Origin of the sequence: Lysobacter capsici (assembly GCF_014779555.2) — a bacterium.
Lineage (GTDB): Bacteria > Pseudomonadota > Gammaproteobacteria > Xanthomonadales > Xanthomonadaceae > Lysobacter > Lysobacter capsici.
Map to the genome: position 1 here is coordinate 2,582,099 of NZ_CP094357.1, position 11,987 is coordinate 2,594,085.

Genomic DNA, 11,987 nt, shown 5'->3' on the forward strand with positions numbered 1-11,987 from the left:
CGGTAGCTTGAGATGGACGCCGATAATTCACCGATCGCGCAAGTTTCCAACGCCTTCCTGGAGTACCAGTACCAGGTGTTGGGCATCCTGGAGTACATGAGCTCCCCGGATGTCACGGAAATCTGCATCAACCGGCCGGGCGAGCTCTATTTGGAGACTCGCTCCGGCTGGAACCGCCTGGAAGTGCCGAGCCTGACGTTCGAACGGGCACGGCAGTTCTGTACCGCGGTCGTCAACGAGAGCAACACCGGGCAGCGCATCACCGATGCCGACCCGGTGGTCTCCCTGACCTTTCCGACCGGACAGCGCGCGCAGTTCGTGATTCCGCCTGCCTGCGATCCGGGCAAGGTCTCGATCACGATCCGTCTGCCGTCCAAGCACAGCAAGACCCTGCAGCAATATCAGGAAGACGGGTTCTTCAACGAGATCCTGGAGCAGACCCACGTCCTGAGCGAGCACGACCGCGAGCTGCTGGAGCTGCGCGCGCAGCGCAATTACGCCGAATTCTTCAAGAAGGCGGTCCAGTACAAGAAGAACGTGGTCGTGTCCGGCGCCACCGGCAGCGGCAAGACCACCTTCATGAAGTCGCTGGTCAACCACATTCCGGAAGAAGAGCGGCTGGTGACGATCGAGGACGCGCGCGAGTTGTTCATCACGCAGCCCAATGTCGTGCACTTGCTCTATTCGAAAGGCGGACAAAGTACCAGCAACATCACGGCCAAGAGCTGCATGGAAGCCTGTCTTCGCATGAAGCCCGACCGGATCATCCTGGCCGAGTTGCGCGGCGACGAATCGTTCTACTTCATTCGTAACTGCGCCTCGGGCCATCCGGGATCGATCACCAGTTGCCACGCCGGCAGTACCGCGCAGACGTGGGATCAGCTGGCGTTGATGGTGAAGGCATCGAACGAGGGGTCGGGGCTGGAGTTCGGGGTCATCAAGCGCTTGTTGATGATGACCATCGATATCCTGGTGCACATCAAGGCGCATGCGGGCAGGCGCTACATCACCGGCATCGACTTCAATCCTGAGCGGTCACACAGTGAATGAGCTCAGGTGCCGGAAAACGCTACGAACTGTGACGTAAGTGTGCACAGCCATTGACATTGCTTGCTGCTAGATGAATCATTGCTGCGTCGATCCGACTGATTGCAACCCCTTCTTTCTGCGGATGTTCACAGGGGATCGGCGCAACGGTCGGCACGGGGGGATCACGGAATGTTGCCCGGAATAGAGTTGATGAACTGCCCGGGCTTGGCAGTTCCAAATGAAGTCATGCACCACGTCGTGCGCGTGGAGTCCTCGTTCAATCCGTTCGCGATTGGCGTCGTGGGCGGTCGCCTGGTGCGCCAGCCGCAGAATCTCGCCGAAGCCGTCTCCACCGTGCGCATGCTTGAGCGCCGCGGCTATAACTTTTCCCTCGGCGTCGCTCAGGTGAATCGTTACAACCTCGGCAAGTACGGCCTGGACACTTACGAAAAGGCATTCGAAGTCTGCCCAAATCTACAGGCGGGCTCAAAAATTCTGGCCGAATGTTATGGCCGCTCCAGCGGGGATTGGGGTAAATCCTTCAGCTGTTACTACTCTGGGAACTTCGTCACGGGTTTCCGGCATGGTTATGTGCAAAAGATTTATGCGTCGATCAACAGGGGAGCGACGCCATATTCCGATGCTCAGGCCATCGCGGTAATCGGCAAGTCATCTCGCAAGGATACAAAGGCGCCTTCGGCGCTGGCGTCGGTCAGCCCGGCCAATCCGGTCGGTCCGGCCACCTATGCGCCGGGCCGGCAGTCGGGCCCGCAGCGCCTGGCCTCGGTCAGCGCCTCCCAGCCGATGGCCGCGGCGATGCCTCAGATGACGTTACCCGCTACAACGATGCCCGCGGCCCAGCCGCTCGCGGCCGCGCCGATGATGCCCGGCCCGATGCCGGCAGGAATGGGTGCCCCGGGCGTGGCGTCTCAGGCTCAGAGCTCGCAGCCGGTTAGAGTCATGCCGATGAATGCGTCGGCGGCGCTCCCGCAGCAGCCCGCGCCCGTCGCTCCGGCGGCGGCCGTGGCGGCGCAGGGGCAGGGCGATCAGGCCTTCGTTTTCTGAGCGCCGGCCGGCCGATTCGTCTTGTTCGACCCGATTTTGTTCGAATTTGATCCGACCTTGATCCACCTGGTTTCGATTCGCCCAATTTGCTTCATGTGATTTTGCCGCACCGATTTGATCGACCTGATTCGCAACGATTCACTCGATCAGGCCGTTTTGATGAACCCGCTTTGATCCACCCGTTTTGATCCATCCGCTTTCGATCGACCAGTTTCCCCTCCACCGACGAACCATCCGAAACACACCGCTGCACCTCGACCATTTTGTCCACTAGCGAATAGAAGGGACCTCTTCAATGAACAACAATATCCAGATCAAGAACTTCCTCTCGGCCTTCGCGATGGCGGCTCTGTTCGTCGGCGCGCTGGCGGCGCCGGAACTGGCTTTCGCCCAGACCGCTGACGGCGCCAAGAACACCGTCAAGGGCTTCTTCGACAACCTCAACAGCCTGCTCAACATCGCCTCGATCGCGATCGTGACCATCGCGGTGATCTTCGCCGGCTACCAGATCGCGTTCGCGCACAAGCGCATCTCCGACGTGATGCCGGTCCTGCTCGGCGGCTTCCTGATCGGCGCGGCCGCTCAGCTGGCCAAGATGGTCATCCCGAACGACGTCGGCGCCGGCGGCGGCTCGGGCGGCATGGCGATCCTGGTGAGCACCTTCCAGAACCTGTATGCATAAGAACGCGATGTTCCGCGGCTGCACACGGCCTCCCATGTTCCTGGGAGTGCCGTACGTGCCCTTCACGTTCGCGGCCGGGGCATGTTTGCTTTCGACGTTCTACTTCAATATGTGGTTCATCCTGTCCCTGCCGGTAGTGATTTTCGTCATGCGGCAGATGACGCGGCGCGACGAGATGATCTTCCGCCTGCTGGGGCTGCGCATGCAGTTCCGCATGCGCATGAGGAACATCGTTCACCACGGCACCATGTGGGTGTTCTCGCCGAACCACTATCGCAATCCAGGCGACAAGAAAGCTCGATGATGTACGCAGGCGCCATCGCGGTGTACCGCATGGCGCCTGCGGTTCTTGGCCGTCCGCGGCGCCCCTGACCGGGGCTGCGTCGGATGCTTGATCGCGTCGCGGGCCCCAGGCCCGGCGACGCTCTTCCAAAACCACGGGATACGCAGTACCCATCATGCTCACACCCGATACTCCGATCAGCGAATTCATCCCGCTGTCCACGCATGTCTCCCCCACCGTGATCAAGACCACGGGCGGCGATTACATGATGGTCTGGCACCTGGGCGGCTTGCCCTTCGTCGGTCGCGAAGAGTGGGAATTGGAGCATCGCCACAACACCTTCAATCGGATGCTGCAGACCCTGCGCGCGCCCGATTTCACCAACGTCGCGTTCTGGGTCCACGACGTGCGCCGCCGGCGCCGGATCCGCACCGACAGCAAGTTCAACGAGCGATTCAACCAGGACCTGTCCGACGGCTATTTCGCCGCGCTGTCCTCGCAGAAGCTCATGCAGAACGAGCTGTATCTGACGATGATGTACCGCCCGATCGTGTCGGGTAAGCGTTTCTCCGAGAAGTCCACCGACATCGGCCGCCTGCAGGAAGAGCAGGACCAGTGCGTGGCCAAGATCCTCGAGCTGGCCGGCAACGTTGAAGCCGTGCTCAAGGACTACGCGCCGTACCGCCTGGGCATGTACGAAGCCAAGAACGGCATTGTTTTCTCCGAGGCGCTGGAATTCTTCGGCTATCTGCTCAATCGCATCGACGAGCCGGTGCCGGTGCTCAGCGCGCCGGTCTACAACTATCTGCCGGTCAGCCGGCTGATGTTCGCCGCCAAGAGCGGCGACTTCGTGGTCAACACGCCGACCAACGCCAATCATTTCGGCGCCATCCTCAATATCAAGGAATACCCGGATTCGACCTATCCGGGCATTCTCAACGGCCTGAAGTACCTCGACTTCGAATACGTGATCACGCATTCGTTCAGTCCGATCGGTCGCCAGGACGCGCTCAAGGTGCTTGACCGCACCAAGGGCATGATGATTTCCTCGGGCGACAAGGCGGTCAGCCAGATCTCCGAGCTCGACTACGCGATGGATCAGCTCGCCTCGGGCAACTTCGTGCTCGGCGAGTACCACTACACCTTCGCGATCTATGCCGACAGCCAGGAGAAGCTCGCCGCGCAGGTCGCGCAGGCGCGCGCCGAACTGTCCAACGCCGGTTTCGTTTCGGCCAAGGAAGACCTGGCCGTCACCGCGTCGTTCTATTCGCAGTTCCCGGGCAACTGGAAGTACCGCACCCGCCTGGCCAACGTCAGCTCGCTGAACTTCCTGGGCCTGTCGCCGCTGCACAACTTCGCGACCGGCAAGAAAGAAAACAACCCGTGGGGCGACTGCGTTACCACGCTGCAGACCACCAACGGCCAGCCGTACTACTTCAATTTCCACGCCACCCATCCGGCCGAGAACTCGCTCGGCGAGAAGGCGATCGCCAACACCATGGTGATCGGCAAGTCCGGTACCGGTAAGACCGCGCTGATCAACTTCCTGCTCAGCCAGGTGCAGAAGCTCAAGCCGACGCCGACGATCTTCTTCTTCGACAAGGACCGCGGCGCCGAGATCTTCGTGCGCGCCTGCGGCGGCAACTACCTCGCGCTCGACAACGGCCAGCCGACCGGCTTCAACCCGTTCCAGTGCGAGCGCAACGAAACCAACGTGCAGTTCCTGGCCGACCTGATCAAGGTCCTGGCCGCGAAGGGCACCTATTCGGCGCGCGAGGAGGAGGACATCTTCCGCGCGGTCGAGAACATGCTCGACACGCCGATGCACCTGCGCAGCATGACCAACCTGCAGAAGAGCCTGCCCAACATGGGCGACGACGGTCTGTATGCGCGCCTGCGCAAGTGGACCGCCGGCAATTCGCTGGGCTGGGTGTTCGACAATCCGGTCGACACGATCAAGCTCGACAAGGCCAACATCATCGGCTTCGACTACACCGATGTGATCGACAATCCCGAAGTGCGCGTGCCGGTGATCAACTACCTGCTGCACCGCCTGGAAGAATTGATCGACGGCCGCCCGCTGATCTACGTCATGGACGAATTCTGGAAGATCCTCGACGGCGGCGGCGCGCTCAAGGAGTTCGCCAAGAACAAGCAGAAGACCATCCGTAAGCAGAACGGCCTGGGCATCTTCGCCACCCAGAGCCCGGAGGACGCGCTGGCCAGCGATATTTCCGCCTCGCTGATCGAGCAGACCGCGACCCTGATCCTGCTGCCGAACCCGAATGCCAGCCGCGAGGACTACATCGAGGGCCTCAAGCTCACCGATGCCGAGTTCCAGGTGGTCAAGAGCCTGGACGAGCGTTCGCGCTGCTTCCTGGTCAAGCAGGGCCATGCGGCCACGGTGTGCCAGCTCAACCTGCGCGGCATGGACGACGCCCTGGCGGTGATTTCGGCCTCGACCGACAACATCGACATCATGCATCAGGTGGTCGAGAAGGCCTCCCACCGGACCGGGATCGCGGTGGACGAGCTGACCCCGGACGCCTGGCTGCAGGACTTCTACGACAACCGCAAGGGCTCGGGCAAGGGCAAGCAGGCCTCGTCCGACCCCCGCGAGCGCGCCCACGCATAACCTGGAATATGCCGCCCGTCGCCTGCCCACTGGCCTGGACGATCACATTCCTTGAGTATTTGTTCCACTGGAAAAGACTGTAATTGACGTCCTTTGCGAGAATGCCCGTTTTGGGCCTGGCAGGAACCGGCGGCCGACGGCCGTCCGGTACGGGATCTGGCCGGAGTAGCAACGGAAACACGCGTCGAATGCCTGAATAGGGTGGCTTTAGTCACACTTTCGGGTTTCAATGGAAAGTGAACGCATGACGTCCTGTGCCTGCCTGGGCTGCGGACGTATCAAGGAGAGGAAACGCCGATGAGCCTGACCAAGTTCGTTCGAATCAAGCCGATGTTCATGTCGATGGCCCTGGTGCTGGTCGGCTTCGGCAGCATGATGACGCCGCGCCCGGCGCAGGCGTTCGTGTGCTTCTGGTGCGCCACCGAAATCACCCAGTACCTGAATTTCGGCCAGTTGACCGGTCAGTACGCCAAGCAGCTCGAGCAGCTGCGCCAGCAGGTCCAGCAGTACGAGCAGCAGGTCCGGCAGTACCAGCAGATGGGACTGGGCAGCCTGAAGTTCCAGGGCAACAAGGGCTTCCGGGTCAATATCGCCCAGCAGTTCCCCGAGCGCGACATCAACGAGGGGCTGACCGAAGGCTGCGGCACCGGCGCCAAGAACAACCCGGTCGGCCAGCAGCAGTACAACTACTGCGTCGCCATCGTCCAGACCCAGAACCGTCGCTACAACGCGATGGTGAAGATGCTCAAGGACGTCGAGATGCGCGACAAGCAGCTCGAGCAGGCCTACACCGACCGCGGCACCCTGTCGGGCGACACCGACCAGGGCAAGCTGCAGACCAACACCAACTACATCGAACAGGTCCAGGCGCAGATGCAGAACGATCTGCAGAACGGCCAGTACACGATCGATGCGTATACCGCGCTGCTGACCTCGTTGAACGAGAACATGGTGCGCGCGGCCAATACCGCGCTGAAGAACAAGAACAAGCCCTCGATCATCGATACCGCGATCCAGGGCGCCGCGTTGAAGGTCGCGCTGCAGGGCGCGCGGATTCGCGAGCGGTAAGAAGGATCTCAATCGAATCGGCAGGCCGCGGATGACCGCGACCTGTCCGTTGGAACAATTGCCACGGATCGCCGCAAACACGATCCTTGGCCTGGTTCAGGAGCTGACCGCAATGAACGTCAATCATTCCTCCAAGATGCTGCCGGTGGTGCTGGCCGTTGTCGTCGCCGGCGTCGCCGCGCTGACGCCGCGTCCCGCGCAAGCGGTGTTCGCCTCCGAGTTCACCCAGATCGCCAACAACATCCAGCTCGGCCTGAAGTACGCCCAGCAGGTGAAGCAGTACGAAGAGCAGGTCAAGCAGTTGCAGGAACAGGTCAAGGCCTACGAGCAGATGGCGCTGGGCCAGCTCAAGTTCCAGGGCACGGCCGGTTACCGCGAGGACATCTCCAAGCAGTTCCCCGAGCGCGACATCAACGAAGGCGTCGACAAGGCTTGCGGCAAGGAGAAGAACAATCCGGTCGCGAAAGACCAGCACAAGTACTGCATCGCGATCGTGCAGACCGAGAACCGTCGCTACAATGCGATGGTGAAGATGCTCCAGGACGTCTCCAAGCGCGACAAGGAGCTTGAAGAGGCCTACAAGGACCGCGCCAAGCTGACGGCCGACAAGGACCAGGGCAAGCTGCAGACCAACACCAACTACATCGCGGCGTTGCAGACGCAGATGGCCAACGACGTGCAGAACGGCAAGTACATGCTCGACGCGTACACCGCCATGCTGCGCAGCTTGAACGAGAACATGGTTCGCAGCGCCAACATGGCGTTGAAGAACAAGAACAGCCCTTCGATCCTCGACACGGCCATCCAGGGCGGGGCCCTGAAGCTGGCGTTGCAGGGCGCGCGCTCGCGCGAACGGTAATGCGGTCGATGTAAGTCGTTCGCCCGACGGGATCGGGCGGACGATCGGGGGCGGGGATCGGAAATCGTGGGGCCGGCAATGCAAGACCGGCCCAAGCATACGGATGGCTTATGGATATCAGTGCACTGGGGACGGCGGGATCGTTGTTGGACTTGCTGCATTTCAAAGCAGCGGGCCTGCCGAACATGGTCTTCTTCTCGGAGATCAACGACTTCCTCGACGATGAAATCGCCGAGTTCGCGGGCAACCTGCTCAAGCGGGTGGCCTCGTTCATCGGTTTCATTTCAGCCACGGTGGTGACGCTGTGGATCATGTACCACGGCTTCCGGATCGTGACCGGGCAGTCGCGCGAGCCGATGATGGGCCTGGTGGTCAACTCGCTGCGCGCGGTGCTGATCGTGGGCATCGCGGCGGGCATGGCGGCCAGCGTGGGCTCCAGCTACCGCACCTTGACCGACGGCACCAATCGCGTCGTGCGCGAGTTGATGACCGGCAAGGACGATGAAGGCAGCTACGCCGATATCGACAAGGCGCTGGCGATCATGCAGGTGGCCGTGGAGGTGATCGACTCGGTCGACACCGGCGACGATCTGATCACCAACCAGGACAAGGAGCGCGCGCTGCAGTTCACCGGCGTGGGCCTGGGCCTGCCGGCGATCATGGCGGCCACCGCCTTGCTGATCAACAAGATCGCCATGGCCCTGATCCTGGGCCTGGGACCGTTCTTCATATTGTGTCTGCTGTTCGATCAGACCAAGCAGCTATTCACCAAATGGCTCTTCTATGGTCTGGCGACCATGGCCTCGATGGCGTTTTTGTCGGTCATGGTCACACTTGCGATGGACATGATCATCGCCGTTGGGCTGGCGTTCTGGACAGCCGGCTGGCTGACAGGCGGTAGTCAGGAAAGCCTCACTAGCATGGCCATGCAACAAGGTGGTCTGGGTCTGGTGTTGAGCGCACTGATCGTGACCGCGCCGCCGATGGCGGGCATGTTCTTCAACGGCATCATGGGTCAGTTCAGTCCGTTCAGTGCCTTCGGTAGTGGCGGTGGTCAAGCCGGCGCGCCTCCGACTCACGGTGGTGATGCGGTGAATCGTTGGATGGGTGGCGGTGACAACGCGAACCGCGCCGAGAGCGCGGGAAATCGTTCCAACGATTCACGGCCGGCCGACATGCAGATGAATCGCACGACGTCGGGTAGCTCAACCATGGCGCACTCGGATGTAACCAAGACTTCGAATCAAGTTCAGCATAATGCGGGTCAAGCGGTTGGCAACAATGTCAATGTAGCCAAGGCCGATCAAGTCAAGAATTCCGGTAAGAATCCACCGGGACCTCAATAAGATGTAGAAAAGGAGGGGTAAACCATGAAGTTCAGGTGCATAGCCGTAATAGCTCTGGTGTTCTCGGGAGCTGCCTACGCCGAACAAGGTTGCCCCGACGGTCTTTATCCAGGTGGTGCCGGTCCGGGGCAGTTGTGCGTGCCGATGCCCGGTTACGGAGTTTCCGGCGGCAGCTCGGGCAGTCAAGCGGCGCCAGAGCCCAACTGGGCCTCGCGCTGGGGCGCCATCGCCATCGACGATGGCAGCAACGGCGGCAGCAAGTTGGGAAGGGCGGAGTCGCTCAGCAGCAAGGGCAAGGCCGAAAAAGCGGCGCTTGCCGACTGCCGCTCCAGGGGTGGGCACAAATGTACCTTGGAGCGCTCGTATCGCGACCAGTGCGTCGCGGTAGTCTGGGGTGACACGTTAGTGTCATCCGCGAGCGCGGTGAACAGCGAAAGAGCTTCGCAACTTGCGATGGACAATTGCAGTTCGTCGACGACGAATTGCGGAGTTTATTACACCGGTTGCAGCTATCCCGAACTGGTTCAATAAGCGCAGTTGCGATGATTCAACTTGAGCCGCGGCCTGGTGCCGCGGCTTTTGTTTGGGCGTGACCAAGATAGCCGGACAGATGCGCAGCCTCGGAGATGTTGACGGTGCTGGAATCGCCACGGCGAGTGCCGAGGTGGTCAAGACTGCCAATCCGAATAAGATTGGGCCTCAATAACGATACAGGGCAGAAAAAGCCATGAAACTGAGGTATCTGTGTGTATTGGCTGTGCTTTTCTCTGGAGCCGTTCAGGCCGAGCAAGGCTGCCCGGATGGGCTTTATCCGGGCGGTGCCGGCCCTGGGCAAATCTGCATACCGATGCCGGGTTATGGCATCAGTGGATCGAGTGGCGGCACTCAAGCGGCCGAGCCGAAATGGGCGACACGCTGGGGCGCCATTGCCACCGACGACGGAAGCACCGGCGGCGGCATTCTGGGGCAGTCCGAATCGTTGAGCAGCAAACGCAAGGCCGAGAAGGCAGCGCTTTCGGATTGCCGGGCCAAAGGTGGCAATAACTGCGCACTGGTTCAGGCATACCACGATCAATGCATTGCAGTGGCTTGGGGACGTTCACGGCCGTATACCGTGAGCGCTGAGAACAGCAAGGCAGCCTCTGAGTTTGCTATTGCGAAGTGCGGTGAGTCGGACGCCAACTGCGGTATCTATTACACCGGTTGCAGCTATCCCGAACGCGTTCAGTAGTGTTCGGAACAAGTCCAAAACAAAGAGCCGTGGCCTTAGCAGCCACGGCTTTTTTATGGGCGGTTTCTAGCAGTTGGTTACTGAAACTAGATGCCATTCCTGCAGATAAAATATGAAGTTAATTTGTAAGCGATAGCAGGTCGAAGCCAGTGCGCTACTCGCCGCAATAGGGCGGGGTAAACTGATCCGAAATGAAGGATCTAAGAGATGGCCTTGAAACGCAGCTGCTTATTTCTATGTCTCCTGCTCCCTTAGGAGTCGCACAGGCCGAACAGGGCTGTACGGACGGTCTTTATCCAGGCGGTGCTGGTCCAGGACAGATCTGCATTCCAATGCTTGGCTACGGCGTTGGTGGGAACATTCCTGTCGCCGCTGCTTCAGAAGCTGCCTGGAAGCTGACCTAGGGTGCTGTCGCTTTATCGTCGACTGGCGAAATCGGCGCGATTACCGGGCAACCGTCGAAGAGCAAAGCCAAGCGCGAGGCGCTGGCTCGTTGCGCGGGTATGGCGGCAAGGATTGCAAGTTGAACCTTGCCTATAAGAACCAATGCGTGGTCGTTGTATGGCCGTCCGTGCCTGGGGCGTCTGCCTTCTCTCAGTCCGCGGCTTCGATTGAAGAGGCATCTGATATGGCATTGCCGGCTTGCGCCGCAGAGAGCGGTGCGCAGTGCAAGATCGCTTACTCTGCTTGTACGGAGCCCGTGCTTGTTGGTAATTGACACTTAAGGCCGATGGTCATGCTCATGAAATCAAGAAATATCTTCGCTTGCTTGCTCTTTTTCTCAACGACCGTGCAAGCCGAACAAGGCTGCCCGGATGGCTTGTATCCCGGAGGCGCGGCCCCCGCGCAGATATGTATCCCGATGCCTGGTTACGGTATCAACGGGAACAGCGGTAGTGCATCGCAAGCTGTTGAGGTTCGTTGGGCGACCCGCTGGGGAGCGCTCGCCTTGGATGCCACCAGTGCTGGCGGCAGTACGCTAGGCAGAGTAGAGGGCTTACACAGTAAACGAAAAGCCGAGACGGCTGCGATCGCCGACTGTCGAGCAAGGGGCGGGCAAAACTGTGTGGTCGCCCATGCCTACTATGACCAGTGCGTGGCGGTTGCGTGGGGAGATGCCAGGCCGGCGATCGTGAGTGCCGTGAACAGCGAGGTGGCGTCTCGGATGGCGTTGGAAAAATGCAATGGATCGGATGCGAATTGCGATATGTATTACACCGGTTGCAGCTATCCGGAGCGCGCTCAGTGATGCCTAGAATGATTTCGTTCCTCATCCTATTGGGATTAAGCCAGCTTGCTCACGCCGAACAAGGCTGTCCGGATGGACTCTATCCGGGTGGCGCTGCACCGGGGCAGATTTGTATCCCGATGCCAGGCTATGGGATCAACGCAAACGGTGGTGGTGAGGTACAAGCCGTCGAGCCACGCTGGGCAACCCGCTGGGGTGCCGTCGCCATTGGTGAAGACGAGGCAGCGGAATAATGGGGAAGGCGGAATCGTTTCCCAGCAAACGCAAGGCCGAAAAGGCCGCTCTGGCCGATTGCAACGCCAAAGATGGTCATGACTGTTCGATCACGCATGCTTATTACGACCAATGTGTCGCGGTGGCATGGGGCGACACGCTGGTGTCGACCGCGAGTGCGGAGAATTCTGAAAGGGCTTCTCAATTGGCCGTTGAGAAATGCGGCAACTCAAGTACGAATTGTGGAATTTATTACAGGGGTTGCAGCTACCCCGAGCGGGTTCGATAAGCCCCTCAATCGCTCGCGAGTAAAAGCCGCGGCCTCGT

Annotated in this window: 14 protein-coding genes; all 14 read left to right on the top strand. The window is 60.3% G+C overall.

Translation table 11 applies throughout. From position 1 onward, the window contains the following. Positions 1–12 precede the first annotated feature (12 nt). The 14 genes from virB11 (at position 13) to IEQ11_RS26005 (ending at position 11,949) form a co-directional block, all read left to right on the top strand. Positions 13–1,050, top strand: a complete 1,038-nt coding sequence (virB11, locus tag IEQ11_RS10970) for a P-type DNA transfer ATPase VirB11 (protein ID WP_036103029.1) — start codon at positions 13–15, stop codon at positions 1,048–1,050. A gap of 168 nt (positions 1,051–1,218) precedes the next feature. Then, positions 1,219–2,094 (top strand): lytic transglycosylase domain-containing protein, encoded by an 876-nt coding sequence (locus IEQ11_RS25945; RefSeq protein ID WP_425494670.1) that lies wholly within the window; start codon positions 1,219–1,221, stop codon positions 2,092–2,094. A 295-nt stretch (positions 2,095–2,389) separates the two neighbouring features. Next, positions 2,390–2,776 (top strand): TrbC/VirB2 family protein, encoded by a 387-nt coding sequence (locus IEQ11_RS10980; RefSeq protein ID WP_096414372.1) that lies wholly within the window; start codon positions 2,390–2,392, stop codon positions 2,774–2,776. Then, the gene (locus tag IEQ11_RS10985; protein WP_036103025.1) at positions 2,769–3,080 is read left to right on the top strand and encodes a VirB3 family type IV secretion system protein; all 312 of its coding nucleotides are present in this window, start codon (positions 2,769–2,771) and stop codon (positions 3,078–3,080) included. Before IEQ11_RS10980 ends, IEQ11_RS10985 begins: the two co-directional genes overlap by 8 nt. A 154-nt stretch (positions 3,081–3,234) precedes the next feature. Beyond that, the gene (locus IEQ11_RS10990; RefSeq protein WP_036103023.1) at positions 3,235–5,694 is read left to right on the top strand and encodes a VirB4 family type IV secretion/conjugal transfer ATPase; all 2,460 of its coding nucleotides are present in this window, start codon (positions 3,235–3,237) and stop codon (positions 5,692–5,694) included. Positions 5,695–5,991: 297 nt separating this feature from the next. Continuing rightward, positions 5,992–6,762 (top strand): hypothetical protein, encoded by a 771-nt coding sequence (locus tag IEQ11_RS10995; protein WP_096414374.1) that lies wholly within the window; start codon positions 5,992–5,994, stop codon positions 6,760–6,762. A 112-nt stretch (positions 6,763–6,874) separates the two neighbouring features. After that, positions 6,875–7,621 carry a hypothetical protein gene (locus IEQ11_RS11000; protein WP_157753936.1) on the top strand — a complete coding sequence of 249 codons (747 nt, stop codon included), beginning with the start codon at positions 6,875–6,877 and terminating at the stop codon, positions 7,619–7,621. Positions 7,622–7,731: 110 nt separating this feature from the next. Next, entirely contained in the window at positions 7,732–8,967 is a 1,236-nt protein-coding gene (locus tag IEQ11_RS11005; RefSeq protein ID WP_096414376.1) for a TrbL/VirB6 family protein, read from the top strand. Between the two features lie 24 nt (positions 8,968–8,991). Continuing rightward, the gene (locus IEQ11_RS11010) at positions 8,992–9,498 is read left to right on the top strand and encodes a DUF4189 domain-containing protein (protein ID WP_191821038.1); all 507 of its coding nucleotides are present in this window, start codon (positions 8,992–8,994) and stop codon (positions 9,496–9,498) included. A gap of 196 nt (positions 9,499–9,694) precedes the next feature. After that, complete coding sequence (locus IEQ11_RS11015; protein ID WP_191821039.1) at positions 9,695–10,198, top strand: DUF4189 domain-containing protein; 504 nt, start codon at positions 9,695–9,697, stop codon at positions 10,196–10,198. A gap of 418 nt (positions 10,199–10,616) precedes the next feature. Then, positions 10,617–10,916, top strand: coding sequence for a DUF4189 domain-containing protein (locus IEQ11_RS25995; RefSeq protein WP_425494681.1), 300 nt, complete (start codon positions 10,617–10,619; stop codon positions 10,914–10,916). Between the two features lie 144 nt (positions 10,917–11,060). Beyond that, positions 11,061–11,447 carry a DUF4189 domain-containing protein gene (locus IEQ11_RS26000; protein ID WP_425494682.1) on the top strand — a complete coding sequence of 129 codons (387 nt, stop codon included), beginning with the start codon at positions 11,061–11,063 and terminating at the stop codon, positions 11,445–11,447. Between the two features lie 8 nt (positions 11,448–11,455). Beyond that, positions 11,456–11,680, top strand: a complete 225-nt coding sequence (locus tag IEQ11_RS11020) for a hypothetical protein (RefSeq protein WP_191821041.1) — start codon at positions 11,456–11,458, stop codon at positions 11,678–11,680. Continuing rightward, complete coding sequence (locus IEQ11_RS26005) at positions 11,680–11,949, top strand: DUF4189 domain-containing protein (RefSeq protein ID WP_191821042.1); 270 nt, start codon at positions 11,680–11,682, stop codon at positions 11,947–11,949. The genes IEQ11_RS11020 and IEQ11_RS26005 overlap by 1 nt, the downstream gene beginning before the upstream one ends. Positions 11,950–11,987: the final 38 nt, after the last annotated feature.